Origin of the sequence: Neorhizobium sp. S3-V5DH, assembly GCF_004343065.1 — a bacterium.
Classification (GTDB): domain Bacteria; phylum Pseudomonadota; class Alphaproteobacteria; order Rhizobiales; family Rhizobiaceae; genus Neorhizobium; species Neorhizobium huautlense.
This window is the reverse complement of record NZ_SMCL01000015.1, coordinates 51,875-76,177: the sequence shown is the minus strand read 5'-3', so window position 1 is coordinate 76,177 and position 24,303 is coordinate 51,875. Positions and strand designations below refer to the sequence as shown.

Annotated in this window: 25 protein-coding genes and 1 pseudogene; 13 read left to right on the top strand and 13 right to left on the bottom strand. The window is 60.5% G+C overall.

The window, feature by feature from the left end; all coding sequences use genetic code 11:
• Positions 1-64: 64 nt before the first annotated feature.
• From EDE09_RS19315 to EDE09_RS28280, 6 genes are all read right to left on the bottom strand, one after another.
• Positions 65-1,351, bottom strand: a complete 1,287-nt coding sequence (locus EDE09_RS19315) for a beta-ketoacyl-ACP synthase (protein WP_112796616.1) — start codon at positions 1,349-1,351, stop codon at positions 65-67.
• A gap of 11 nt (positions 1,352-1,362) precedes the next feature.
• Positions 1,363-2,568, bottom strand: coding sequence for a beta-ketoacyl-ACP synthase (locus EDE09_RS19310; protein WP_112796614.1), 1,206 nt, complete (start codon positions 2,566-2,568; stop codon positions 1,363-1,365).
• A gap of 33 nt (positions 2,569-2,601) precedes the next feature.
• Complete coding sequence (locus EDE09_RS19305) at positions 2,602-3,075, bottom strand: 3-hydroxyacyl-ACP dehydratase FabZ family protein (RefSeq protein WP_112796612.1); 474 nt, start codon at positions 3,073-3,075, stop codon at positions 2,602-2,604.
• Positions 3,076-3,093: 18 nt separating this feature from the next.
• Positions 3,094-3,378, bottom strand: a complete 285-nt coding sequence (locus tag EDE09_RS19300) for an acyl carrier protein (RefSeq protein WP_105373468.1) — start codon at positions 3,376-3,378, stop codon at positions 3,094-3,096.
• A 101-nt stretch (positions 3,379-3,479) separates the two neighbouring features.
• Positions 3,480-4,454 carry a nucleoside hydrolase gene (locus tag EDE09_RS19295; RefSeq protein WP_112796687.1) on the bottom strand — a complete coding sequence of 325 codons (975 nt, stop codon included), beginning with the start codon at positions 4,452-4,454 and terminating at the stop codon, positions 3,480-3,482.
• The gene (locus EDE09_RS28280; protein WP_165924234.1) at positions 4,447-4,650 is read right to left on the bottom strand and encodes a hypothetical protein; all 204 of its coding nucleotides are present in this window, start codon (positions 4,648-4,650) and stop codon (positions 4,447-4,449) included. The genes EDE09_RS19295 and EDE09_RS28280 overlap by 8 nt, the downstream gene beginning before the upstream one ends.
• On the opposite strand from EDE09_RS28280, the pseudogene EDE09_RS19290 reads away from it, so the two are divergent.
• Positions 4,630-5,414 (top strand): annotated as a pseudogene (locus EDE09_RS19290) (TSUP family transporter). The gene EDE09_RS28280 and the pseudogene EDE09_RS19290 sit on opposite strands and share 21 nt — an antisense overlap.
• Positions 5,415-5,446: 32 nt before the next feature.
• On the opposite strand, the gene cobU reads toward EDE09_RS19290, so the two are convergent.
• Entirely contained in the window at positions 5,447-5,968 is a 522-nt protein-coding gene (cobU, locus tag EDE09_RS19285) for a bifunctional adenosylcobinamide kinase/adenosylcobinamide-phosphate guanylyltransferase (RefSeq protein ID WP_112796606.1), read from the bottom strand.
• 717 nt (positions 5,969-6,685) lie between these two features.
• On the opposite strand from cobU, the gene EDE09_RS19280 reads away from it, so the two are divergent.
• From EDE09_RS19280 to EDE09_RS19265, 4 genes are all read left to right on the top strand, one after another.
• Positions 6,686-7,681, top strand: a complete 996-nt coding sequence (locus EDE09_RS19280) for a glycine betaine ABC transporter substrate-binding protein (protein WP_112796604.1) — start codon at positions 6,686-6,688, stop codon at positions 7,679-7,681.
• Between the two features lie 206 nt (positions 7,682-7,887).
• Positions 7,888-8,940, top strand: coding sequence for a glycine betaine/L-proline ABC transporter ATP-binding protein (locus EDE09_RS19275; RefSeq protein ID WP_105373472.1), 1,053 nt, complete (start codon positions 7,888-7,890; stop codon positions 8,938-8,940).
• Between the two features lie 94 nt (positions 8,941-9,034).
• Positions 9,035-10,048, top strand: coding sequence for a betaine--homocysteine S-methyltransferase (bmt, locus tag EDE09_RS19270; RefSeq protein ID WP_112796602.1), 1,014 nt, complete (start codon positions 9,035-9,037; stop codon positions 10,046-10,048).
• A gap of 71 nt (positions 10,049-10,119) precedes the next feature.
• On the top strand, positions 10,120-10,470 hold the full coding sequence (locus EDE09_RS19265; RefSeq protein ID WP_105373474.1) for a hypothetical protein: 351 nt from the start codon (positions 10,120-10,122) through the stop codon (positions 10,468-10,470).
• Positions 10,471-10,484: 14 nt separating this feature from the next.
• On the opposite strand, the gene EDE09_RS19260 is transcribed toward EDE09_RS19265, so the two are convergent.
• The 4 genes from EDE09_RS19260 to EDE09_RS19245 form a co-directional block, all read right to left on the bottom strand.
• Positions 10,485-12,503, bottom strand: coding sequence for a VWA domain-containing protein (locus EDE09_RS19260; RefSeq protein WP_112796600.1), 2,019 nt, complete (start codon positions 12,501-12,503; stop codon positions 10,485-10,487).
• Positions 12,504-12,505: 2 nt separating this feature from the next.
• Positions 12,506-13,033, bottom strand: coding sequence for an RNA polymerase sigma factor (locus EDE09_RS19255; protein WP_112796598.1), 528 nt, complete (start codon positions 13,031-13,033; stop codon positions 12,506-12,508).
• An 82-nt stretch (positions 13,034-13,115) separates the two neighbouring features.
• Entirely contained in the window at positions 13,116-13,793 is a 678-nt protein-coding gene (locus EDE09_RS19250) for a 4Fe-4S dicluster domain-containing protein (RefSeq protein ID WP_112796594.1), read from the bottom strand.
• Positions 13,794-13,894: 101 nt separating this feature from the next.
• Positions 13,895-15,469 carry a trimethylamine methyltransferase family protein gene (locus EDE09_RS19245; RefSeq protein WP_105373534.1) on the bottom strand — a complete coding sequence of 525 codons (1,575 nt, stop codon included), beginning with the start codon at positions 15,467-15,469 and terminating at the stop codon, positions 13,895-13,897.
• A gap of 251 nt (positions 15,470-15,720) precedes the next feature.
• Between EDE09_RS19245 and EDE09_RS19240 the strand changes: the two genes are divergently transcribed.
• Positions 15,721-16,422, top strand: a complete 702-nt coding sequence (locus tag EDE09_RS19240) for a B12-binding domain-containing protein (protein WP_105373478.1) — start codon at positions 15,721-15,723, stop codon at positions 16,420-16,422.
• Positions 16,423-16,454: 32 nt separating this feature from the next.
• On the opposite strand, the gene EDE09_RS19235 is transcribed toward EDE09_RS19240, so the two are convergent.
• Positions 16,455-16,568, bottom strand: coding sequence for an entericidin (locus tag EDE09_RS19235; RefSeq protein ID WP_245422967.1), 114 nt, complete (start codon positions 16,566-16,568; stop codon positions 16,455-16,457).
• Positions 16,569-16,627: 59 nt separating this feature from the next.
• On the opposite strand from EDE09_RS19235, the gene EDE09_RS19230 reads away from it, so the two are divergent.
• The 5 genes from EDE09_RS19230 to EDE09_RS19210 all read left to right on the top strand — a co-directional run bounded on the left by EDE09_RS19230 (position 16,628) and on the right by EDE09_RS19210 (position 21,576).
• The gene (locus tag EDE09_RS19230) at positions 16,628-17,269 is read left to right on the top strand and encodes a DUF1638 domain-containing protein (protein ID WP_162712210.1); all 642 of its coding nucleotides are present in this window, start codon (positions 16,628-16,630) and stop codon (positions 17,267-17,269) included.
• A 54-nt stretch (positions 17,270-17,323) separates the two neighbouring features.
• Positions 17,324-18,100, top strand: a complete 777-nt coding sequence (locus EDE09_RS19225; RefSeq protein ID WP_112796591.1) for a formyl transferase — start codon at positions 17,324-17,326, stop codon at positions 18,098-18,100.
• Positions 18,101-18,189: 89 nt separating this feature from the next.
• Complete coding sequence (locus EDE09_RS19220; protein ID WP_112796589.1) at positions 18,190-18,492, top strand: virulence factor; 303 nt, start codon at positions 18,190-18,192, stop codon at positions 18,490-18,492.
• A gap of 53 nt (positions 18,493-18,545) precedes the next feature.
• Entirely contained in the window at positions 18,546-19,508 is a 963-nt protein-coding gene (locus tag EDE09_RS19215) for a methyltetrahydrofolate cobalamin methyltransferase (protein WP_105373482.1), read from the top strand.
• A 31-nt stretch (positions 19,509-19,539) separates the two neighbouring features.
• Entirely contained in the window at positions 19,540-21,576 is a 2,037-nt protein-coding gene (locus EDE09_RS19210) for an ASKHA domain-containing protein (protein WP_112796586.1), read from the top strand.
• A 74-nt stretch (positions 21,577-21,650) separates the two neighbouring features.
• On the opposite strand, the gene EDE09_RS19205 is transcribed toward EDE09_RS19210, so the two are convergent.
• Positions 21,651-22,547, bottom strand: coding sequence for a LysR family transcriptional regulator (locus EDE09_RS19205; RefSeq protein ID WP_105373536.1), 897 nt, complete (start codon positions 22,545-22,547; stop codon positions 21,651-21,653).
• A 211-nt stretch (positions 22,548-22,758) separates the two neighbouring features.
• On the opposite strand from EDE09_RS19205, the gene EDE09_RS19200 reads away from it, so the two are divergent.
• The gene (locus tag EDE09_RS19200; RefSeq protein WP_105373484.1) at positions 22,759-22,965 is read left to right on the top strand and encodes a hypothetical protein; all 207 of its coding nucleotides are present in this window, start codon (positions 22,759-22,761) and stop codon (positions 22,963-22,965) included.
• A 226-nt stretch (positions 22,966-23,191) separates the two neighbouring features.
• A complete protein-coding gene (locus EDE09_RS19195; protein WP_105373537.1) occupies positions 23,192-24,220 on the top strand; it encodes a GlxA family transcriptional regulator in 1,029 nt (342 codons plus the stop codon).
• Positions 24,221-24,303: the final 83 nt, after the last annotated feature.

Here is a 24,303-nt window from a genome sequence, read left to right as displayed (position 1 = left end):
AGGCACGATGCGTAGATTCGAGAATTTAGAGGGCCTTTTGCGCGTCCGAGGGACGCACGGTGCTCTAGGCCGGTTCCAGCGCCATGACAAGGCTGGCGTTCTGGCCGCCGAAACCGAAGGAATTGGAAAGAACCGCCTTCGGCCGAGCATTGCGCTTCGTATTCGGCACCACATCGAGCACGATCGTCGGATCGGGATTGGTGTAGTTGATGGTGGGCGGCAGCGTGCCGGTCAGCATCGTCTGGAACGAAAAGACGGCTTCGACGGCGCCGGCAGCCGTCAGGGTATGGCCGATCATCGATTTGTTCGAGGAAACCGGGATGTCCTTCAACCTGTCGCCGAAAACGGCGAGCATGGCGCCATATTCCATCTTGTCGTTTTCCGGCGTCGACGTGCCATGCGCATTGATATAGCCGATCCCGCCCTCGTCCATGCCGGCGTCGGCGAGCGCAGCGCGGATGGTGGCGATCGCCGGGCCGCCGTCCGGCGAGGATCGGGTGCGATGAAAATGATCCGCCTTCTCGCCGCAGCCCTTCATGATGCCAAGCACCTTTGCACCGCGGGCAACCGCCGACTCGAGCGATTCCAGCACCAGCGTCGCGGCACCTTCCGCGATGACGAAGCCGTCCCGGTCCTTGCTGAACGGTTTCGATGCCTTCTCCGGCGGATCGTTCTGCGTCGACAGCGCCGACAGCAACGAGAACCGGATCAGCGCTTCGGCACTGACCGATCCGTCTGTAGCAACAGTGAGTGCGCGATCTGTGCGCCCCTGGCGGATTGCTTCGACGCCGAGCTGGATCGCAGTCGCTCCCGACGCACAGGCCGTCGATAGCGTCACCGGCAGGCCGCGCGTGCCGAATGTGTCGGCAAGGCGTTCCGAGATGGAGCCGAACTGTACCGCTTCGAGAAAGACCGGATCGGGGCGCTCCCGCATCGCCGCCAGGAAGCGATCATAAGCATCGCCTTCCGCCTTTGATGGCGGTGCGCGATCCGCAAGCGCGAAACGGTCGCTCCATTCGGGTTCGACCGGCGGCGCAGCCAGGAAAAGCGGGCCTTCGAAATCGCCCGAAAGCCCAGCCTGCGCGAGCGCTTCGGCGGTGGTTTCGCGGGCAAAGGCGAAAGAGCGCTCGACGGAATTTTCAGCCGGCACCGCGATGAAATCAACCGTGCCGCTGATCCTCGTCGAGAGCTTCTCAGTCGGGAAGCGGGTGATCTTATGGATGCCGGACGTCCCCGAGGTGAGCGCTGCCCAATTGTCCTGCAGCCCTTGGCCGAGCGAGGTAATGACGCCCATGCCGGTGACCGCGACGATCGGGCGGCCGAGATGATCCTTGAAGCGATTGTCGCTCATAAAGCTCTCCTTCACGCTTCGGAAGAAAGGACCGCTAGGCCCTCGCCGCGCGTGTAACCGACCGTCGTCACCACCGCATGTTTAACGGCCGCCGTCATCGGTTTTTCGTTCTGCGCATCGAATGTAGGAACGCACGCGGCGCCATCCAAGCTGAGTGCGGCGAGCGCCAGGCCAAGGGGGAACTGCGCTTCCATCCCATGGCCGGTGACGCCGCCGAACGCTCGAACCGGAGCGCCCGGAAATTCCTTGTCCAGCACCGCTCTTTCGCGAGCTGCAAGGTCAACGATACCACTCGTGCCCGAGAAGACGATCGTATCTTTTGCAGAAAGACCGGATGCGTGGCCGGCCAGACGGGCAAGACGCTTTTCGAGCCTGCCCTCGTCGCGCTGGCCGCGATCGCCCTCGATCGCGTCGATCACCGCATAGATATGGGCGCCCCGCGCCTTGGCATGCGCACGCGATTCCAGCACCAGGAAAGCGCCGACCGACCCCATGATCATGCCGCCGCCGTTATCGGCCGAGCGTGACCAGATGGGATGCCAATCGCCTGTCGCATGCGCCCGGATACCCTCGACGAGAAGGATGATGTCAGCGCGCTCGGCAACAAAGGCGCCACCGACGAGGCTGTGGCTCGACTGGCCGGATCTGATTCGGTGAAAGGCCGTCTCGACGGCTGAAATACCAGCCGACTCTTCACCCATGAAGGTCCGCGACGAACCGGTAACCTTGTGGACAATCGAGATATTGCCGGCAACCAGATTGGAAAGCTGGGCAAGAAACAGCGTCGGGCGCAGCTCCGTGGTAAGCTTCTCGTTCAAAAGCATTTCTCGGTCGTTGCGCTTCAACGCCTCGTCGACGATCAGCGAATCGACCTTGATGTCGCGCTCGCCGCCGCCCGCGGCGACGATCATGTCCATCGAGGCACAGGCGTCGGCATCCGTCTTCAGGCCCGCATCGTCGAGAGCGAGGCCCGCGGAAAATACGCCGAGCCGCTGCCAGTTCTCCATCTGCCGCTGATCACCTCGCTTCGGGATCTGCGTCGACCAGTCGATTTCGGGCATCGGGTGGATCGGATAAGGAGAAAACCGCTCGGTCTCGACTTTCGGGATTCCAGCTTCCGCCGCCGAAAGCAGGGCGACATGCGGCTCCTTGCCGACGCCCTGGCAGGTGACAATCCCGATCCCGGTAATCACGACATCATTGTCAGACTTCATCATGTCCTCTTTGCCCGCCGTCTCGACGGCCGGGCTTTAAGCGCTGGCGGCGATCGCAGCTATCAAGCCGACTTCTTCCGCACGTTTGCGGATGATCGGCGCCAGCGGAATCTCGCTGAAGGGCATGGTGCGCAGTTTCAGCTGCGCGTCACAGACCTTTTTTCCGCCGCTGGAAATCTTTGCTTTCGTAACGGCGTAGCCGGAGCCCTCATGCTCCAGAAGCGCCTCGATGTCGAGCACCGCATCCGGCTCAACAAAGGTGCGCATCTTGGCGCCGTCGACCGACATCAGGAACGGCATCGCCGCAAAATCGGAGGCAGCAAGAACGAGGAATCCGGAGGCCTGCGCCATGGTTTCGATCAGCAGAACGCCGGGCACCAACGGCATGCCGGGAAAATGGCCCTCGAAGACGGGGCTCTTTGCCGGCACGACCGATTGCGCCTTCAATACCTTGGTCCCGAGATCGACCGCTTCGATGCGGTCGATCATCTGGAAATATTCGAGCAACATAAGATTGCCGGCGGCCTATCAGGCCTTTGCCGCCCTCAGCTCGTCGATCTTTGCGCAGAGGTTCTTGAGGACGAAGTATTCTTCCGTCGAAACCTTGCCCTCGTTGACTTCCTGGGTCCACTGTTCCAGCGGAATCTTGATGCCGAATTCCTTGTCAATCGCGAAGACGATATCCAGAAAGTCGAGGCTGTCGATGCCGAGGTCATCGATGGTATGGCTTTCCGGCGTGATCGTTTCACGATCGATTTCGCTGGTTTCAGCGATGATGTCGGCAACTTTGTCGAATGTAGCAGTCACGCCCATGTCCTCTGAAGAATATCAAAATCAAGGTTCCACATAGGGAAATCGATACCAAATGCCAATGGCTTCGTTTTTCAAGCACGAATTTGCATGGGAACTGTTGCCTAAACAGCAATTGCCGGGCGGCCCTCGACCAGTGCAGCGCGGATGACCTCGAGCACCGCATCGGACCGAACGAAAGTGCAGACCGATTGGCTGGGATGGCCGTCCCAGGGCGTTCCGACGAATCTGCGGCCGCTATCCGGTGCCTGGATCGTTGCGCCATCGGCAATGCCGCCCGAAACCACCCGGACCGGTCCGGTGCGGACGGTGAAGAGGTCCGGCCGGACCAGATAAACGCAGGCTGTGCTGTCATGAACCGCCATCCCGGAGACCCCGGCACGGCTTCGATAGAAATCGATGTAATATTGCGAAAGATCGGAGAGAAGCTGCAGCGATCTCTCCCCCGATTTCACCATATGGGCGAGATAATCCGCCGACATGATCGTCTTCATGGTCACGTCGAGCCCGACGATGGTGACTTTCCATGGCGCGGTGAAGAGAATATCCGCCGCTTCCGGATCGCCGTGGATATTCGCTTCCGCTGCCGGGGTGACATTGCCGCCGACGTCGAAGGCGCCGCCCATGACGACGACTTCCTTGACCAGCTGAGCGATCTCCGGATCCGCCCGCAGAGCCAATGCCAGGTTGGTCATGCGTCCCACCGCGATCAGCGTGATTTCCCCCGGATTGGCACGAACCGTCTCAATGATAAACCGATGCGCCGGACGCGAATCGAGCGGCCAATCGATCACCTGCGGCACGCCGATATTGCCGAGGCCATCGGCACCATGGACAATCGATGCTGCGCGATCGTCGGTGCGGGACAGATCGATCGTCTTGTCGGCGCCTTTCGAAATAGGGGCGGAGATCCCCCACTCCCGATGCAGAAACTGCGCATTGCGAGTAGTGAGGTCGAGCGGCACGTTGCCGAAGACCGTCGTCACGCCTAAAAGATCGATCTCCGGATGCCGATGCAGAAAGAGCAGTGCCATCGCGTCGTCGACGCCGGGATCCGTGTCGAAAATGACCTTATGCATGTGCTTCATCCCTATCTTCGGCAGCTTTCAAGGCCGCGCACAATAGCGCCAAACGCTCGAAGAGCAATCCCGCTTTGGGCATGGCTGTTCTCCGGAAGCCCTCCTTGAACCGATCCTCATCAGGGGCGATAAGCGCCTCGTCATTCACATCTCCCTCCGCCGATCGAGTCCACTCTTGAACGACCTCGCCACGCATCTTGTTCTTCTGCTCTTTCTCGCATCCTTCTTCGCCGGTTTTGTCGATTCCATCGCCGGTGGCGGCGGGCTGATCACCATCCCGACAATGCTGATCGCAGGGATCCCGCCGTTGGAATCCCTAGCCACGAACAAGTTGCAATCGCAATTCGGCTCCGCCTCGGCAACCATCGCCTACGCACGACGCGGCCATGTCAATCTGAAAAGCCAGATGCCGATGGCGATTATGTCGATGATCGGCGGCGCCGTCGGCGCAGGCCTGGCCTCGCTGGTGCCTGCGGAATGGCTGGCGGCAGCCATTCCCTTCCTGCTCGTTGCGATCGCCATCTTCTTCTCCGTCAAGCCGAACCTCAATGATGCCGACCGTCACCAACGGGTGACACCGTTCATTTTCGGCCTTAGCGTGGTTCCACTCGTCGGTCTCTACGACGGGATATTCGGGCCAGGCGCCGGCTCCTTCTACATGCTTGGATTCGTGCTCCTCGCGGGCTTCGGCATGCTGAAGGCGACCGCCCATACCAAACTCATCAATCTCGGCTCGAATTTCGGCTCGTTCCTGGTCTTTGCGGCCACGGGTTCGGTGCTGTGGAAGGTCGGACTGCTGATGGGTGTCGGTCAATTCCTCGGCGCCCAGGTCGGCTCAAGGCTCGCGATGAAAAACGGCGCGAAGCTGATCAAGCCGCTGCTGGTCTTCTCCTGCCTGGCGCTTGCCATCAAGCTGATCGCCGATCCCGCCCCCCCATCAGGATCTGGTTTGGCTTTTAAAAGAGAGCCCGAAAATCCGATACTGCGTCATCTCAACCCTTCATCCGGAGCGGTAAGCCGGCCGCTACGAAATAGACGTCATCGGCCACGGCTGCTATTCTCTGATGCAACCGGCCGGCATGGTCGCGAAACTCCCGCGCCATCTTGTTTTCCGGAACGATGCCGAGACCGACTTCGTTGGACACCAGAATTATCGGAGCGGAAAGCAATCGCAGCACGCCTGTCAGTTCGGTCGTGGCGGCGTCGATATCCCGCTCCTCCATCATCAGGTTGGTGATCCAGAGCGTCAGGCAGTCAACCAGAATCACCCTGCCCGGTCCATCAATGCTCTGGATTTGCACCGTGAGATCAAGGGGTATCTCGTGCGTTACCCATTGCTTACCGCGATCTGCGCGATGGCGGGCGATACGCTCGCGCATTTCTTCGTCATAGGCACGCCCCGTGGCAATATAATGCCGCTCGAAACCCGTGGCCCGAGCAAGCGTTTCGGAAAAGGCCGACTTGCCCGAGCGGGCGCCGCCAAGGACGAGGGTCAGCTGACCGGAGGTTTTCATGGCAGAATATGGCCTGTTCCAGAGGGGACCGGACGATTCGTAGACAAAGGAGGCGTCCGGCCCTGTTGGTGTTGGCTCTGGATTTTCATTACCATCAGATGGTGCCGCGTCGTGAACGACGTGTCAATCTCTCGGGGATCGAGCCATCGAGATCGAATAAAAGAAGCGAATTGACCCGAGGGCAACACAGCACGAGCCGAAATTCATGGCTCCGACAACGGGGCGACCGGTACGCACTACCTGATCCGGCGCCGAAGGCAAGCTGACCGCCTGCATGACAACGAATAGCGTGACATTCTTACCGGATGGTTAGTGAGATCGCTCTGTGAGAACATTTCTCGCTGCAAGCCCAAGAAATATCCAGCGCCCAGACGCACAGAGCTGTCAGCGGTGGCCCCATACCACTCTAGCCGTGTCCTTTCGAGGCAATCATTTAAAAGTGACCTTTGAGAGCAGCACGAAACCGGAAATCCTGTGCTTCCAAGAGGTTGGGCGCGGTCCATCGCAACCGGCCGACCTCTTGAAGGTTGATTTCCTGCGGGGAAGTCGTACCCTCATTTTTAGAAAGCGGAAATGTGAACCGGGCGTCACCGCGACGGCACAAGGGAAACACTTCCGATCACACTCGATCGAAGCTGGAACTCCTTCACGCCGCGATCAGCACTTGCGGCCCACGCGCAAAAACTGGAAGATCGCGACGCCAGACGGAGGTTTGAAATGAAGAAACTGTTCGCTTCCGTAGGGTTCGCTGTCGGGACTTTCGTTCTTGCCGGGACCGCACAAGCCGATTGCGGATCCGTCTCGATTGCGGAAATGAACTGGGCTTCGGCAGGTGTCGCCGCCAATGTCGACAAGATCATCCTGGAAGCAGGTTACGGCTGCAAGGTAAAGCTCGTACCAGGCGACACGATGACAACCTTCACCTCCATGAACGAAAAAGGACAGCCCGACATCGCGCCGGAGTTCTGGGTGAACTCGGCGCGGATCCAGCTCAACAAGGCGACTGCGGACGGCCGTTTGGTCATTGCGGCGGAGATTCTCTCCGATGGCGCAGTGGAAGGCTGGTGGATTCCGAAATTTGTTGCCGACTCTCATCCGTCCATCAAAACCGTCCAGCAGGCGCTGGCTCATCCTGAACTTTTCCCGGCTCCCGGAAATCCTGCAAAGGGGGCAATCTTCAACTGCCCCCGAGGCTGGAACTGTCAGGTTTCCACTGCCAACCTCTATAGGGCGCTTGGCGCCAACGAGAAGAATTTCGAATTGGTCGACACCAGCTCCGCCGCGGAACTCGACGACGCGATATCAAATGCTTTCGCGAACAAGACAGGCTGGCTGGGGTATTACTGGGCTCCAACCGCCATCCTTGGCACATACGAGATGGTGAAGCTCTCGTTTGACGTGCCGCACGACCCCAACGACTGGAATGCCTGCACTTCGGTTGCCAATTGTCCCAATCCCACGGTCAATTCCTATCCGACGTCGCAGGCCTATACCATAGTCACAAAGGGACTGGCAGACCGGGCTACGGATGCAATGGAATACATGAAGAAGCGGAAGTGGACCAATGCCACGGTGAATAGCGTCCTGGCGTGGCAGTATGAGAATCGGGAAACGAACGAAGACACGGCCAAGCATTTTCTTGAAACGCTGCCGGACATCTGGACCAAATGGGTGCCGCCGGGGGTCGTGGAAAAGGTCAAGGCGTCGCTCTGAGACCTATGCGTGGCCGTTTCCGGATAAATGGCCGGAAGGGTTTGAGGGCAGAATTGACTAAAATGCCTCTGCCGGTAACGTCGTTCCGGATAGGGAGCGCAAAAACAATAAACAAGAGGGGAATTTCATGGCGCATAGCCTTCAGGCGCTGCACCTTTGTAACTACCGGGCGTGCAATCGGCCGCGGTTGAGTCTGGAGGCTGCTCGTGGCTAGCCATGGAATAGAGATCAAAGGGCTCTACAAAATCTTCGGACCGCGGGGGGCGGAGTATGTGGGCGCCGTGAAGGCCGGCATGACGAAAGCCGAGCTCAACGAGAAACATGGTCACGTCCTTGGCCTGAAGGACATCAATATCTCCATGCCCGCCGGCGGCATCACGGTTGTCATGGGGCTTTCAGGCTCGGGAAAATCGACCCTGATCCGCCACATCAACCGCCTGATCGAGCCGACAGACGGCGAGGTCATCTACGACGGCAACGATATCTGTCGGATGAACGAAAAGGACCTGCGGGATTTCCGCCGCCTCAAGACGGCGATGGTCTTCCAGAAATTCGCGCTGCTGCCGCACCGCACCGTTATCGAAAATACAGTTTACGGCCTCGACATTCAGGGCATCCCGCGTCAGGAAAGCATGAAGCGCGGCCAGTATTGGATCGAACGGGTCGGGCTTGCAGGCTTCGAGCGGCATTACCCCAATCAACTGTCGGGCGGCATGCAGCAGCGTGTCGGGCTTGCCAGAGCTTTGACCAACGATGCCGATATCCTGTTGATGGACGAAGCCTATTCGGCGCTCGATCCATTGATCCGCGTCGACATGCAGACCGTTCTCCTTACGCTTCAGGCCGAACTGAAGAAGACGGTCGTCTTCATCACCCATGATCTTGATGAGGCGCTGAGGCTGGGCGACAAGATCGCGATCCTGCGCGACGGCCAAGTGGTGCAGCAGGGTACGGGTCAGGAAATCGTGCTATCGCCGGCCGACGATTACATCACTGCCTTCGTCAAGGAGGTCAATCGCGGCCGCGTGATCCGGGCGAGCACTGTCATGCAGCCGATCGACGGAGCGCCGGACGGAATGCCCATTCCCGGCAGCTCAACGCTCGAATCCGCCGCAAGGCTCATGACGGAAGCCGGCCACAGCCGTGCGCTGGTTTTGGACGAGAATGGTGCACCGAGCGGCATGCTAGACCTGCGGACCATCATCACGGCAATGGTCAGTCCCGCCAGCCACGAGACGGAGAAGATGGCGGCGGAATAAAAAGGGGCCGCGTCGCCCACGGACGCGCCTGCTGTCACTTGCCATCATATAAAGCAATCTTTATATGATCGGATTACGTCGCAGGAGAACCGCCATGACCGCTGCCAATGTACTGACAGAACTGCTTGCCGAGAAAGGCGTGCTGTTGGCCGACGGCGCGACAGGCACCAACCTCTTCGCGATGGGTCTCGAAGCCGGCGATGCGCCCGAGCTCTGGAACGAAGCGGCACCCGAAAAGATCGAAAAGCTGCATCAGGATTTTGTCGATGCGGGCGCGGATATCATCCTCACCAATTCCTTCGGCGGCACACGCCACCGGCTGAAATTGCACAAGGCTGAGGGCCGGGTTCACGAACTGAACAAGCTCGCGGCGGAAATCGCCCGATCTGTTGCCGACAAGGCGCCGCGGAAAGTCATCGTCGCCGGCTCCGTCGGCCCGACCGGAGAGCTTTTGATTCCGCTCGGGGCCCTTTCCTACGAAGATGCGGTCGCCGCCTTCGCCGAGCAGATCGAAGGCTTGAAAGCCGGCGGCGCCGATGTCGCCTGGATCGAGACCATGTCCTCTGCCGATGAAATCCGCGCTGCTGCTGAAGCCGCGGTCAAGGTCGGCCTGCCTTACACGTATACCGGCTCTTTCGACACGGCGGGCAAGACCATGATGGGCCTCGACCCGAAAGACATCCATGGCGTCGTCCAAGACATCGGCGCCGAGCCGGTTGCGGTCGGTGCCAATTGCGGAGTCGGGGCTTCCGATATCCTGTCGAGCCTTCTCGACATGACGGCGGCAGCGCCGGATGCGATCACCATCGTTAAGGGCAATTGCGGCATTCCGGAATATCGCGGCGCCGAAATCCATTACTCCGGAACCCCTCCGCTGATGGCCGAATATGCCCGGCTTGCCCGCGATGCCGGCGCGCGGATCATCGGCGGCTGTTGCGGCACGTCTTGTGAGCATCTCGCTGCGATGCGCAAGGCGCTTGACGAATACACGCCCCGTCCCCGCCCGACGATCGAGGAAATCGTCGACAAGATCGGCCCGCTGCGCAATAAGACCGCGAGCGAATCGGGCGGCGAGTCCGGCCGTGAAAGACGCCGCCGCCGCGGATAGGGTATCGGCCTCCAAATCGGGCGCGGATCGGTCAATCCGATGCTTGGAAAACAGGGCCGAGGAGGACCAAGATGGCGAACATATCTCCGATCGGCAGCCGGGAGACGGTGGCGGAAAGCCTTGCCGCACTTCTGCCTGAAAACCAGTCCTGGCTGACGCTCCTGATGCAGAACCCGTCGTCGGACGATCTGCTGCTGGACGGACTGCACCTTTATCTCGACCAGGCTTCCGAGGCGAAATTCCTGAACTCGCTGAAGCTGCAGAAGTGCGGGGAATGGGTGGGCAATGCCGCCCCTGCCCGGCTGCAGATCAGGCTGGCGGAAGCGGCGAAATCCAGCCAGCATCCCGCCTATGCCGCCTTCCGGGACGGGCTCACCCGCTCCGGCGGGCTGGAGCGGGCTTATCCGAAGGCAAGTATCTGAGCGGATTGGTCCGCCTAACGGCGGTCGAGCGTCTCGGCCAGTCTCACAAGATCAAGAAAACCGCCGCGATATCCGAACGGGTCGTCGCCACGCGCGTCGCGCGCCATCTTCAGGATTTCGTCGTAGGAGTAAGCCTCCAGGGTATCCGTGCCACGCAGCTTCTGGCCGAAAGCCGAAACCGCAGTGGCGAACCGCACCTCCTGCGGCGCGGCCGCAAAGTCGCGAATTGCGTTCACGTCCGTCACCGGTGTGGTGATGAGCTTGCTCAGGTCGCCCTCCGGCTCCTTGTAGCGGATCTTTACGAAAGCAAGCTCATCCGACACCGGAGCCTGGGTTGACGCCGCCGCAGGCGCTTCATATCGCAGCGGATCGTTGAGGGTCGAGGCGCTGCCTTTGGGCGTAATTTCGTAAATCGCTGTGACGGAATGTCCGGAACCGATGTCGCCCGCGTCCACCCGGTCATTGTTGAAGTCCTCACGCTTCAGCGCGCGGGTTTCATAGCCGATCAGCCTATATTCCGCGATCCTTTCGGGATTGAACTCGACCTGGATCTTGACGTCCTTTGCGATCGGAAAAAGACTCGCCCCGGCCTCCTCCACTAGCGCCTTCTGCGCTTCCGCCAATGTATCTATATAGGCTGCGGTGCCATTACCGTTCTGGGCAAGCGTCTGCATCAGGCTGTCGTTGAGATTGCCATGACCGAAGCCGAGCACGGAAAGGAAAATGCCATCCTTGCGGCGCCGTTCAATCAGCCGCTTCAACGCCTCGTCACTCGATACGCCGACATTGAAGTCGCCGTCGGTCGCAAGCATCACCCGGTTGACGCCCCCTTGGATAAAGCTCTGGCGCGCGAGGCGATAGGCGGATTCGATGCCCTCCGCACCGGCGGTCGAGCCGCCCGGCTGGAGGTTGTCGATGGCGGCAAGGATCTTGTCCCGCTCGCGGGCCGAAGTCGGCTCCAGCACTGTTCCGGCATTGCCGGCATAGGTGACGATCGACACCTTGTCTTCCGGCTTCAGCCTGCCGACCAGCAGCCGGAAGGCACTTTTGAGCAGCGGCAGCTTGTCCGGCGCGTTCATCGAGCCGGAAACGTCGATCAGGAAGACGAGATTGGCGGGCGGCGCAGCAGCTGGAGCATTCTCATAACCCTTGATCGCCACCTGCATCAGCTGCGTGCCGGTATTCCAAGGCGTAGGCGTGACGGTCACGGTGGCCCGGAATGCTTCCCCCGCCGTTTGCGGCCGCGGCCAGTCATAGGGGAAATAGTTGATCATCTCCTCGACGCGCACGCTGTCCGGCTCGGGCAGATGTCCATCCATCAAGGACCGGCGGACAAAAGCATAGGAGGCGGTATCGACGTCGACGGAAAAGGTCGAGACCGGATCGGTCGCAACGCTTTTTACGGGATTGGGATCCGCATTGGCGAAACGGTCACGCCCTTGCTCCAGCGGCGGCAGCAGTTCTCGCTCTGCGGGCGCAAACCGGGGTGCGGCGGCGAGCGGCGCAGCACCCTCGGCCATCATCGGTTGGGCTGGGGCGGGCATGGGCGGCGAGAGGGCCGCGGGAGGCTCCGCCATGCGCTCTGCCGCTCCGCCGGAGGGGCCAGCCTCATAGTCCAACGGCTTCGACGCAGGTAGCGGGCTTGCGGCCTCCTCCTCCCGTTGACGCTTAGCCTCGACGGGCTTCACAGGGGCCTTCGGCACATCAGCCATCTCGGGCAGAGCCACCTGCCCGGATGTCGGCAGGTTGCCGCGTGTGATTTCGAAAGTGAGAAAGGCAGCCGCGGGAATAATGAGCAGCGTCGCAAGCGCCGAGCCTGCCAGATAACGATGCTGAGTGGTCATGTTGGTGCTCCAGATCCGGTTGAGGATGGAGCTTTGACGCTGCCGCCAGGATTTTCCTTGGGCGCGGTTTGCGTTTTTTTCTTCGGCGCCGAATGCCTGCATGGCGGCAGCGAGCGCACGGGCGCGTTTCTCGGATGATGCAGTCGGAGCCGGGGGCAGAGTACCGAGCTTTTCGAATTCGTCCGTCATGGTCAAACCGCCTCCTTCTTCAGAAGGTCCTTCAATCGTTTTCGCGCCTCGTGCAGGTGCCAGGAAACAGTGTTTTCGCTGCAGTCCAGAACCTCTGCCGCCGCGGCGTGGCTGAGCCCCTCGCTATGGACGAGCAGGACCGCGTCTCTTTGTTTCTCGGGCAAAAGCCGCACTGCTGCCCACAGCCACTCGCCCCGCCCGTCGTTCTCCGGCTCGAGCTGCTGGAAGAAGATCGGGTCATTGGCGAGCCGGCCCTCGTCACGCCGACGGCGCAACGACTGCCGTTGATGGTCACGCACCACGTTCAGTGTCAGCGCATAGAGCCAGGTGCAAAAGGCGGACTGGCCCTTGAAGGACCGGATGGAGCGGCCGAGCCGGATACAGGCTTCCTGGGCAATGTCCTCGGCATCAACCTGCGTCCCGCACCAGCGCCACGCGACGGAATGGATGAAATCGTAATGGGTTTCGATAAGCACGCCGAAGGCATCCCTGTCGCCGTCACACGCCCTTTGAAGGATTTCCGCGCTCACGATTCCCGCCCGATTGCCGCCGTTTCCAGCTTAGACGTTTCCCGATGCAATTCCTTGGGGTGGCTCGCAAAAAATGTTCGGCTCAGCCCATCAGCGCCTGCATATGAAACTTCAACTGCTCCGGCAGATAGCGGAATTCTGTGCCGACCGGGCAGGCATTGCGGGCGAGACAGCCTGAGACGACGCAGGTCTTCTCACCGGGTTCGCTGCCGAGATAAGAACGACAGGTCACAACATCGAATCCGGACCGGTTGACCACCCCAGCGGGACAAGCCGTGAGGCAAGGTTTTTTGATGCAGCTATCACAAGGAGGGCCTGCGGCTTTCGCGGAGGCCTCGATCTCGAACGGAAAACCCAACGCTCCGCGATAGCCGTGCCAAAGGCCAAACTGCGGGTGGATGAGAAGGCCGAGTGGCGACGGCTTCAGGCCTTCCGCCCGCATGGCCCATTGCTGAAATGGCTGCCAGGGCGGATCGGATGGGAAATAGGCGGTCGCTCCGAGCTTTTCGGCGAGCGGCCGGATCACCCTTTTCGACCAGGTATCGAGCGGGTCGACGCCGTTATAGCCTCGGAGCCAACTCCTGAACGATGGCCAGATGGAACCGCCGGCATTGCCGAGCAGAACGACGGCGAGCGCGTGATTGCCATTAGTCAGAAGCGGCCCCTCGCCCCGCTCGAAATTCGCGACGCCGCGGACCAAGATGCCATGCAGGCCGAGCACAGCGACAATCGAGCCTGGAATGGCCAAAGGGTCGCTCATCGCGGCCCCTGATATTTGTAGTGCGGGCGCCAGACCCCTTCCTGGATGAAGTCGGCGACCAGCCTGGCGCCGCCTTGCTCCCTGGCGGCCTCGGGCTCTCTTCAGGTGAATGCGTCGGGCATGGAATCCTTGCGATCTTTGATGAAGGCGAGCAGCGCCTCGTCGATTGCCGGATCGAGCGGCGGCGCCTCATAGGAGTCGAGCCATGCACGGCAGAGCGCATTGGCGCGCTGCTCGATGCGCTTCTCGCCTTCGATTTCCCACTGTTCGAAGGAGTTGTTGTCCATCAGAGCCGAGCGGTAGAAAGCCGTCTGGAAATGCGCCTGGGTGTGGGCGCAGCCGAGATAGTGGCTGCCGGGCCCGACTTCCCGGATCGCGGAAAGCGCCTGCCCTTCCTCCGACAGATCGACGCCCTGTGCCATTTTCTGCATCATGCCGAGCTGGTCCTGGTCGATCATGAACTTTTCATAGGACGACACCAGACCACCTTCCAGCCAGCCGGCGGCATGCAGAACGAAATTCGTGCCGGCGAGCAGCGTGGTGTTCAGCGTATTGGCCGATTCGTGTGCGGCTTGGGCATCGGGCACCTTCGAGCCGCAAAGCGACCCTCCGGTGCGGAACGGCAAACCAAGACGGCGGGCAAGCTGCGCCGCGCCGTAGGATACCAGCGAGGGCTCCGGCGTCCCGAAGGTCGGAGCGCCCGACTGCATCGAGATGGAGGCTGCGAAAGTGCCGAACAGCACCGGCGAACCCTTGCGGATGAGCTGAGTCATCGACGCACCAGCAAGCACTTCCGCCAGGATCTGAGCCAGCGTGCCTGCGACAGTCACCGGGCTCATCGCGCCTGACAGGATGAAGGGCGATACGACGGATGCCTGGTTATGGCGCGCATAGACCTTGAGAGCACCGAGCATGGTGCCATCGAAGACCATTGGCGAATTGGCGTTGATGAGGTTCAGCGTCACGCAATTGTTCTCGACGAAATCGTCACCGAAGACGATCTTCGCCATGGCGATTGTGTCTTCGGCCCGCTCCGGCGCGGTGACAGAACCCATGAACGGCTTGTCCGAGTACTTGATATGGCTGTAGACCATATCCAGATGGCGCTTGTTGACCGGCACGTCGACCGGTTCGCAGACGGTGCCTCCGGAAGAATGCATGGACGGCGCCATATAGGCGAGCTTCACGAAATTGCGGAAATCCTCGATCGTCGCATAGCGGCGCTTGCCATCGAGGTCACGCACGAACGGAGGACCGTAGACCGGCGCAAAAACGGTCGCGTTGCCGCCGATCTGGACGTTGTGCTCCGGATTGCGCGCGTGCCAGGTGAACTCCCTAGGCGCAGTCTTCAGAAGTTCGCGGCATAGACCTTTCGGGAAATGCACCCGATGGCCCTGCACGTCGGCGCCGGCTTTTTTCCAAAGATCCAGAGCTTCGTCATCGTCGCGAAATTCAATGCCGATTTCTTCAAGGATAGTATCGGCATTGCGCTCGATGATTTGCAGGCCCTCCTCGTCCAGCACCTCATAGACGTTGATCTTGCGGGTGATGTAAGGAAGCGACGGACCGGGACCGCTGCCCGTACGCGCGGCGCGGCGCCCTGCCGCTCCCCGTTCGCCACGCCCGCGTCGTCCTGCGCCGCCTGCCGGTTCCGTCTGCTGGGTCAAGTCGTCCATGATGTTCCTCGCCTTGCGCCATCGTTTGCGCCTGTCCTTCTGATGCGCCATGCTAAGCTGCGGCGCAAGCCGAACCCTGCCTTTCTGCGGCACCGGTTTGTGCAGGACAGACATTTGCGACGACCGCTTCGTCGTTTTTCCGACGCGCCGCTGTCGCATACGAAAGAAATTGCGAAACAATTTGAAGGTACAGATAGTCGACGACGTGAGCGTCTGATTTGCAGGCCCCTCGAACCCTAGGGAAGTATTCCATGTCTGACGATGAAATCATCCTTTCGGAACTTTCCGACGAAGAACTCGTGCAACAGATGCACGACGACCTCTACGACGGGCTCAAGGAAGAAATCGAAGAGGCCACCAACATCTTGCTGGAGCGCGGCTGGACGCCCTACGATGTCCTGACCCAGGCGCTTGTCGAGGGCATGCGGATCGTCGGCATCGACTTCCGGGACGGCATCCTCTTTGTGCCCGAGGTGCTGCTGTCGGCCAATGCCATGAAGGCAGGCATGACCATCCTGCGTCCGCTGCTGGTGGAAACCGGCGCGCCGAAGCTCGGCAAGATGGTCATCGGTACCGTGAAGGGCGATATTCACGACATCGGCAAGAACCTCGTCGGGATGATGATGGAAGGCGCCGGTTTCGACGTGGTCGATCTCGGCATCAACAACCCGGTTGAGAACTACCTGGAAGCAATCGAACGGGAAAAGCCGGACATTCTCGGGATGTCCGCGCTGCTGACCACCACCATGCCCTATATGAAAGTCGTCATCGACACCATGAAGGAAAAGGGCATCAGGGACGACTATGTCGTGCTGGTGGGCGGCGCGCCTCTCAACGAGGAATTCGGCAAGGCGGTGGGCGCCGACGCCTATTGCCGCGATGCGGCAGTCGCCGTCGAGACCGCGAAGGACTTCATCCGCCGCAAGCATAACAGCCTCGCCGCCGGCAGCTGATGCCGCTCACGGCGAGGTTGCCGGAATAGACATCAGCGGGCAGCGCGATCAACCTTGCGGCCGGCATCCTGAGTAGCGTCGACGGCATTCGCCGTGTCCTGACCCATGCCGCGAATGGTATTGCCACAGGAGGAGAGCGAAACCATTGTCGCAAAAAGTGCGGCGATCACCGTGACTGTCTTGGCCGTCATGATAGAATACTCCGATGGATATGGATCAAATTGTTCCGGGAAGCGAACTTCCGCCGAAGGAACGTGCAAACTGTGAAAAAGTTCACGTGATCGCCTGCGGCGCCATCGCACGGGAGATTCTCGCCGTCTGCAGGCAGGCCGGCCTTCATCATATCGACCTCCATTGCCTGCCCGCGATTTGGCACGCCTATCCGCAGAAAATCGTTCCCGGATTGGAACAAGCCGTCGCGGAGGCCCGCGCAAGAGGTTTTGAGAAGATCTTTTTCGCCTATGCGGATTGCGGCACGGGCGGCGATATCGACAGGCTTTGCCAGCGCGAAAACATTGCCCGCATCGAAGGCCCCCACTGTTACTCGTTTTTCGCCGGAAACGAGGCGTTTGCGGCCAGGGCGGACGACGACCTGCTTTCCTTCTTCCTCACAGACTTTCTCGCGCGCCAATTCGAGGCTTTCGTCATCGAGCCGCTCGGCCTCGACAGGCATCCGCAGCTGAAGGAAATGTATTTCGGCAACTACCGCAAGCTCGTCTACCTCTCCCAAGAGGAGGACGAAACCCTGCAGGAAAAAGCAAGGGCGGCGGCCGATTACTTGGGTCTCCAATATGAATACCGCTACACCGGTTATGGCGACCTCACGCAGGCGTTACACCTAGCTTAATCGTTTCTTTCTGCTTGTCGGGAAAACTGCGCTCCACACATATCGGAGTTGCATATGCAGGAACAGAACCGTTCCCGAATCGTGGTGATGACCGCGGGGGGAACAAACCCGCAGGTGATGATCAACGCACTGGCCAGGCATTTTCCGGACCTGCATGTCGTTCAGGAAGAACCAGAATCCAAGAGCACGTTGCTGCGGCGCCGTGCCAAGCGGTTCGGCTGGTTCACCGCGCTTGGGCAGCTTGCGACCATGGTCGCATCACGACTCGGGAAGAGCGTTGCTGCCAAGCGCATGGAAGAGATCATCCGCGAGTACGGGCTTGCTGCCGAACCCAACCCAGCCATCCCGGTCACGCATGTGCCATCACTCAACGATCCGGTATGTCTCGCCACGGTGACAGCCTTGGAACCCGCGGCAGTCTTCACCATCTCCTGCCGTATCCTGTCGCCCGCGACGCTCGCCGCCGTCTCCTGCCCGGTCATCAACTTCCATGCCGGCATCAACCCCATGTATCGCGGCCAGATGGGCGGTTACTGGTCCCTGGTCGAGCGGGACGAGGGGAACTTTGGTGCGACGGTGCACCTCGTCGACAACGGGATCGATACCGGCGGCACGCTTTATGAAAAGCGCCTCAAACCGTCGCCGCGCGACAGCCTTGCGACATATCCGCTGCTGATGACGGCCGCCTGCGTCGACATCAGCGTACAAGCACTGGAGGACGTCATCACGGGAACGTTGAAGCCCCGTCAGCCTCAAGGCCCCTCCTTCTTGCGGTTCCCTCCACCGATCTGGACCTGGCTCTATCACGGCCTTACGAAGCGCATCTGGTAGCCGCGTCGCTTTTTGCTCTGTGCGACGTCGTGGCAAGCGCAGTCTTGGCCGGCGCACCCGTGCATGCTGCCCTCAACACGGAGGAATTCATGGCCGACCGCATCATCGTCTACTGGCGGGATATTCCGGCGCAGGTGATCGTCAAGAAGGGTAGGCAAACCGCCAAGCGGGAGCTGTCGCTGCGCTTTACCGAGGCGATCGACATGTGCGCCATGCGGACGGGCGCATCGGAGACGGATGACTACCTTGCCGAGTGGCGAAAGGCGGAGCCCTTTCCCGTATCGGACGATCTCGAAGCCGAAGCGGACAAGGCCGCCGCCGATCTGGAGGCCGCTTACGACAAGGACAGGCTTGTCACCCTGGTGAAGGCCGGCGGGCGCGAAGCGGCCTGACACTCAAGCACTGACATCAATCGGCGCCCAAGACCATGCGCCTGGAGGAACATATGACACGTACCATCGTCGCGTCCGCAACCCGGGAAATCGTGATCGGCTTCGACCAGCCCTTCTGCGTGATCGGCGAACGCATCAACCCGACCGGACGCAAGAAACTGGCGGCCGAGATGATCGAAGGCAACTTCGACACGGTCATCAAGGACGCATTGGAGCAAGTCGCAGCCGGCGCCACGATGCTCGACGTCAACGCCGGTGTGACGGCGGTCAACCCGAACGAGACCGAGCCGCCGCTTCTCGTCCGGACGATGGAGATCGTCCAGGGCCTGGTGGATGTCCCGCTTTCGATCGACAGTTCCGTAACCGCCGCGATCGAGGCGGCGCTGAAGGTGGCAAAGGGCCGTCCGCTCGTCAATTCAGTAACGGGCGAGGAGGAGAAGCTGGAGGCCATCCTGCCGCTCTGCAAGAAATACGACGTGCCGGTGGTGGCGATCTCAAACGACGAGACCGGCATCTCCATGGATCCGGATGTGCGCTTTGCCGTGGCCAAGAAGATCGTCGAACGCGCGGCGGACTACGGCATCAAGGCGCATGACATTGTTGTCGATCCGCTCGTGATGCCGATCGGAGCTTTGGGTTCGGCCGGATTGCAGGTTTTCGCGCTCCTCAGACGCCTGCGTGAGGAGCTGAAGGTCAATACGACCTGCGGGCTTTCCAACATCTCCTTCGGACTGCCGCACCGCCACGGCATCAATGCCGGTTTCATCCCTATGGTGATCGGCGCCGGCATGACCTCCGCCATCATGAACCCCTGCCGGCCGCAGGAAATGGAAGCCGTCCGCGCCGCCAACGTTTTGAACGGCACCGATCAGAACTGCGGCAACTGGATCATGACTTATCGAGACTACAAGCCAGCTGAGGCCGGAGCTGCCGCGACCGCTGCCCCGGCATCGGCGGCTGGGGGGCGTCGCGGCGGTCGCGCCGCCCGGGCTGGCGCCGCCGCCAGAATGGAGTAGAACGCGCCTTCAAACGCGCGAGCCTAAGAGAATGAACGATACCTCGAACCACCCCCTCGTCCTTTTCATGCCGTCCGGCAAACGCGGCCGTTTCCCGGTGGGGACGCCCGTGCTCGAGGCTGCGCGCCAGCTCGGCGTTTATGTGGAGAGCGTCTGCGGCGGGCGGGCGACATGCGGCCGCTGTCAGGTATCGGTGCAGGAAGGCCATTTCGCCAAACACGGCATCAGGTCCTCCGAGGACCACCTCTCGCCGATCGGGCCTAAGGAAGAGCGCTACGACCGCGTACGTAGCTTGCCGGAAGGACGCCGGCTTTCCTGCTCCGCCCAGATTCTGGGCGATCTCGTCATCGACGTGCCGCAGGATACGGTCATCAACGCGCAGGTGGTCCGCAAGGCCGCCGACGAGCGTGTGTTCGACCGCAATCCGGCAGTTCGCATGTGTTACGTCGAAGTCGAAGAGCCGGATATGGAAAAGCCGCTCGGCGATCTCGATCGGCTCAAGGCAGCACTCTCCGCCGAATGGCATGTCGACGATCTCGATGTCGATTTTCACCTGATTCCCCAAGTTCAAGCGATCCTGCGCAAGGGAGAGTGGAAGGCGACGGCCGCAATTCACAAGGACCGCGACGACGACCGTCCGCGCCTGATCGCCCTTTATCCCGGCCTGAAGAACGAAGCCTACGGCATCGCCTGCGACATAGGCTCGACGACCATCGCCATGCATCTTTCCTCGCTGCTGTCAGGACGGACGGTCGCTTCCGCCGGTACGTCCAATCCGCAGATCCGCTTCGGTGAGGATTTGATGAGCCGCGTCTCCTACATCATGATGAACCCCGACGGCCTGGACGCAATGACGGCTGCCGTGCGTGACGCGCTGAACGGGCTGATCGACAAGGTATGCGCAGATGGTGGCGTGTCGCGCGAGGATATTCTCGATTGCGTCTTCGTCGGCAACCCGATCATGCACCACCTTTTCCTCGGTATCGACCCCACCGAGCTCGGGGGGGCGCCTTTTGCACTTGCCGTCTCTGGCGCAGTTCAGGTGAAGGCGAGCGAGATCGGCTTGCCGATGAACAAGGGTACGCGGACCTACGTGCTGCCCTGCATCGCCGGCCATGTGGGTGCCGATGCCGCCGCTGCGACGCTATCGGAAGGTCCGCACCGGCAGAACGAAATGATGCTGATGGTCGATATCGGCACCAATGCCGAAATCGTGCTCGGCAATTCTTCCCGCGTTGTCGCCGCCTCCTCTCCCACCGGCCCCGCCTTCGAGGGCGCCGAGATTTCATCGGGCCAGCGTGCCGCGCCCGGAGCGATCGAGCGCGTCCGCATCAATCCCGTAACGCTGGAGCCGCGCTTCCGCGTGATCGGCGCCGAGCAATGGTCCGACGAGCCGGGTTTTGCCGAAGCGGTCGCAGCCACCGGCGTGACCGGCATCTGCGGTTCGGGCATTATTGAAGTGGTCGCGGAAATGTTTCTCTCCGGCATAATCTCCGAGGACGGCGTCGTGGACGGGTCATTGAGCTCGCGATCGTCGCGTATTCTGCAGAACAGGCGCACCTACTCCTATCTGCTGCACGAGGGGGAACCTCGGATCACCGTCACGCAGAACGATGTGCGCGCCATCCAGCTCGCCAAGGCGGCTCTTTATGCCGGCGTGAAGCTATTGATGGACAAGCAGGGCATTGCCCATGTCGACCGCATCGGCCTCGCAGGCGCCTTCGGCACGTTCATCGATCCCAAATATGCAATGGTGCTGGGCCTTATTCCGGATTGCGATCTGTCCAGGGTAAAAGCGGTCGGCAACGCAGCAGGCACAGGTGCCCGCATGTGCCTGTTGAACCGCAGTTATCGACGTGAGATTGAGGAAACCGTCAGGAAGATCGAAAAGATCGAGACGGCTCTGGAGACAAAGTTTCAGGACCACTTCGTCGCCGCCATGGCGCTGCCGAACAAAGTGGACGACTTCCCTCAGTTGAGCTCTGTCGTGACCCTGCCGGAGCGGAGGATGTCGGAAGCCGCCACGGGTGGTGATGGCGGCGGCCGCCGCAGACGGCGGCGGGATTAAAGACCAACCGGTGAGGCAATCGATCCGAGGATCGGTTGCCTGTCCAATGGAGAGCCGCCCGCCACGGGCAATTTCTACGCCGCGGCGGCGACCATCGCGCCAAACGCCTCGCGGATGCTCTCCGCGACGGCCTTGCCAGGGATCGACAATTGCGGCGCGGTAAGAAGCCGTATGTCGAAGCTGATCAGCTCCGGCAACCCCTCCTTGGGTCCGAGCACCTGCATGTCGTCCGTGACGTAGGACCGCGGGAAAGGTGCGACGGCAAGGTCGGAGAGCACCGCTGCCCGTTGCGCCATCGTGTGGGCGCTGGCATAGGCGATCCGGTAGCTTCGCTTATGTCTCTCAAGCTGTGTGATTGCATCCTGCCGCCACACGCAACCGTCCTCCCACACGGAGATGGGCAGCGGATCGCGCAGATAGGCCGTACCGCATTTTGCCCCCGCCCAGACGAGCTTTTCAGTATAGAGCACCTCACCGCCGGTCGGAAAAGGCCGTGTCGCGCAATTGATGAGCGCGAGATCAAGCCGCTGTTCGTCCATGCGTTTGCGAAGAAGAATACTCTGATCCACCGTGACGTCGACCATGATGCCCGGAAAGCTCTCGCCGAAATCCTTGAGCACCTTCGGCAGGAGCCTCTCGCCGACATCATCGGGAGCGCCGAGCCGTACAACCCCTGAAAGTTCGGGCATGACGAAGCGCGAAACCGCTTCATTGGAAAGCGCCAGCATGCGTCGTGCATAGGAAAGCAGCATTTCGCCGTGCTGGGTCAGCGTTACCGAACGCGCATCACGCAGGAAAAGCGTCGTCTTCAACTGCTCTTCCAGCTTCTTGATCTGCATGGAAACGGCGGATGGCGTTCGCAGCACTGCATCCGCGGCGGTCGAGAAATTGCCGGTCTCCGCGATCGCGACGAATGTACGCAAAACATCATTGTCGAGCACCGGGAGCGGCGGACGGAACGGGACGGTCATGAGATGCTCCATCAAAAAATCTGAACTTAAACACCATATCATTTCGTTTGATTGAATGTCAAACCCGGAGCATAGTCCACACCATCGGAAGCAAGCGTCAATTCCCAACAGAATTTCATGAGACGCATCACATGCATCCGATTGATTGATGGATCGGCGACGCTCATTATCCCAGTCAAGCACCGCCTGCAATGACCCAAGGAGAACTGCTATGACTATGATCACCTATCAGGAGAGCGACGGCTCCCGGTTTCGGCCGTCATCGTTCGTCTCGTTCGTCCGCCCTGCCCTGCGTCTCACCGTAAGACTTCGGGATGAGTGGCAGCGTCGCAAGACGGAGAAGATGCTGGAAGGCCTTCCCGCAGAAATCCGCAAAGACATCGGATGGCCGACGACCAATGCCGCACCGCGTAGATAACTCCCCGGACACATGGCCTGCATGTTAAAAGGATGCGGGCCATGTGATATCGTGTGTTCCGTGGATGCGAATTTTTAGATATGTCGAAAGCTGCGACACCCCGATGTCGCAAAAATTTTATTCCCTCGTCGTCAAAAGCCCTTCTCCCCTCCATTTTTCCATGCCAATGTCGCTTTTGAATTAGAGGCAGGCCGCGATGTACGGCCACGGCAAGGGGAATGATCGCATGGACATATCCAGCAAATACCCGGCGAAGAAGCGTTCCCTCGTCTTCTTTCTGGTGCCGAACTTCACCATGCTGCCTTTCGCGGCAGCAGTCGAGACCCTGAGAATCGCCAACCGGATGCTGGGTTATCCCGCCTACACCTGGCGTCTCTGTTCCGCCGACGGTGAAAAGGTGCAGTCCTCGAGCGGCATAGAACTCGAGGTCAACTCATCGCTTGCCGATGAGCGGCGCTACCTTTCCGGTGAAAACCGGCCGAACATGGTCATTGTCTGCTCCGGCGTCTATGTCGAAGAATTCCAGAACAAGTCCGTGAATGCCTGGCTGCGGGAGACTTACAATCGCGGCATTGCGGTCGGCAGCCTTTGCACCGGCGCCCATGTTCTTGCTCAGGCCGGACTGCTGAACGGCAAGCGCTGCGCCATCCACTGGGAAAACCTGCCCGGTTTTGCCGAAGCCTTTCCGCAGGCGGAGGTTTACGCCGACCTCTACGAAGTCGACTCCAACCTCTATACCTGCGCAGGCGGCACGGCGTCGCTGGACATGATGCTGAACCTGATCGGCCAGGATTTCGGCGAAAATCTCGTCAACCGGGTCTGCGAGCAGCAATTGACCGATCGGGTGCGCAATCCGCACGACCGTCAGCGCCTGCCATTGCGGGCCCGCCTGGGCGTCCAGAACGCCAAGGTGTTATCGATCATCGAACTGATGGAAAACAATCTCTCGGAACCACTGTCGCTCGTGGAAATCGCAGAGGACGCCGGATTGTCCCGACGGCAGATCGAACGGCTGTTCCGCCAGGAAATGGGCCGTTCTCCCGCACGCTACTATTTGGAAATCCGCCTCGACCGGGCCCGGCATCTGCTCGTTCAGTCATCGATGCCGGTCGTTGAGGTGGCCGTCGCCTGCGGCTTCGTTTCAGCGTCGCATTTCTCCAAATGCTACCGCGAGGTCTACAATCGCTCGCCGCAACAGGAACGGGCTGAGCGCAAGCTCAACATGAACACTTCCCGCACCGGCGTCGTGGTCTGAACCCGAAAAACGGATCAGCCCCGAATGGTGCTGCCTTTCATAACTACGCCGGGCCTCCTTTTGGGAGGCGCCGGCGCAGAAGC

Excerpts from the sequence above, each read along its gene's own strand:
- EDE09_RS19250 (WP_112796594.1), bottom strand. The coding sequence starts at position 13,793 with ATGAGCGACCCTTTGGCCATTCCAGGCTCGATTGTCGCTGTGCTCGGC.
- cobU (WP_112796606.1), bottom strand. The coding sequence starts at position 5,968 with ATGAAAACCTCCGGTCAGCTGACCCTCGTCCTTGGCGGCGCCCGCTCG.
- EDE09_RS19200 (WP_105373484.1), top strand. The coding sequence starts at position 22,759 with ATGACTATGATCACCTATCAGGAGAGCGACGGCTCCCGGTTTCGGCCG.
- EDE09_RS19245 (WP_105373534.1), bottom strand. The coding sequence starts at position 15,469 with ATGGACGACTTGACCCAGCAGACGGAACCGGCAGGCGGCGCAGGACGA.
- EDE09_RS19240 (WP_105373478.1), top strand. The coding sequence starts at position 15,721 with ATGTCTGACGATGAAATCATCCTTTCGGAACTTTCCGACGAAGAACTC.
- EDE09_RS19300 (WP_105373468.1), bottom strand. The coding sequence starts at position 3,378 with ATGGGCGTGACTGCTACATTCGACAAAGTTGCCGACATCATCGCTGAA.
- EDE09_RS19220 (WP_112796589.1), top strand. The coding sequence starts at position 18,190 with ATGGCCGACCGCATCATCGTCTACTGGCGGGATATTCCGGCGCAGGTG.
- EDE09_RS19230 (WP_162712210.1), top strand. The coding sequence starts at position 16,628 with ATGGATATGGATCAAATTGTTCCGGGAAGCGAACTTCCGCCGAAGGAA.
- EDE09_RS19265 (WP_105373474.1), top strand. The coding sequence starts at position 10,120 with ATGGCGAACATATCTCCGATCGGCAGCCGGGAGACGGTGGCGGAAAGC.
- EDE09_RS19310 (WP_112796614.1), bottom strand. The coding sequence starts at position 2,568 with ATGATGAAGTCTGACAATGATGTCGTGATTACCGGGATCGGGATTGTC.
- EDE09_RS19235 (WP_245422967.1), bottom strand. The coding sequence starts at position 16,568 with ATGGTTTCGCTCTCCTCCTGTGGCAATACCATTCGCGGCATGGGTCAG.
- EDE09_RS19305 (WP_112796612.1), bottom strand. The coding sequence starts at position 3,075 with ATGTTGCTCGAATATTTCCAGATGATCGACCGCATCGAAGCGGTCGAT.
- EDE09_RS19260 (WP_112796600.1), bottom strand. The coding sequence starts at position 12,503 with ATGACGGACGAATTCGAAAAGCTCGGTACTCTGCCCCCGGCTCCGACT.
- EDE09_RS19225 (WP_112796591.1), top strand. The coding sequence starts at position 17,324 with ATGCAGGAACAGAACCGTTCCCGAATCGTGGTGATGACCGCGGGGGGA.
- EDE09_RS19210 (WP_112796586.1), top strand. The coding sequence starts at position 19,540 with ATGAACGATACCTCGAACCACCCCCTCGTCCTTTTCATGCCGTCCGGC.
- bmt (WP_112796602.1), top strand. The coding sequence starts at position 9,035 with ATGACCGCTGCCAATGTACTGACAGAACTGCTTGCCGAGAAAGGCGTG.
- EDE09_RS19315 (WP_112796616.1), bottom strand. The coding sequence starts at position 1,351 with ATGAGCGACAATCGCTTCAAGGATCATCTCGGCCGCCCGATCGTCGCG.
- EDE09_RS19205 (WP_105373536.1), bottom strand. The coding sequence starts at position 22,547 with ATGACCGTCCCGTTCCGTCCGCCGCTCCCGGTGCTCGACAATGATGTT.
- EDE09_RS19280 (WP_112796604.1), top strand. The coding sequence starts at position 6,686 with ATGAAGAAACTGTTCGCTTCCGTAGGGTTCGCTGTCGGGACTTTCGTT.
- EDE09_RS28280 (WP_165924234.1), bottom strand. The coding sequence starts at position 4,650 with ATGCGTGGCGAGGTCGTTCAAGAGTGGACTCGATCGGCGGAGGGAGAT.
- EDE09_RS19215 (WP_105373482.1), top strand. The coding sequence starts at position 18,546 with ATGACACGTACCATCGTCGCGTCCGCAACCCGGGAAATCGTGATCGGC.
- EDE09_RS19195 (WP_105373537.1), top strand. The coding sequence starts at position 23,192 with ATGGACATATCCAGCAAATACCCGGCGAAGAAGCGTTCCCTCGTCTTC.
- EDE09_RS19295 (WP_112796687.1), bottom strand. The coding sequence starts at position 4,454 with ATGCATAAGGTCATTTTCGACACGGATCCCGGCGTCGACGACGCGATG.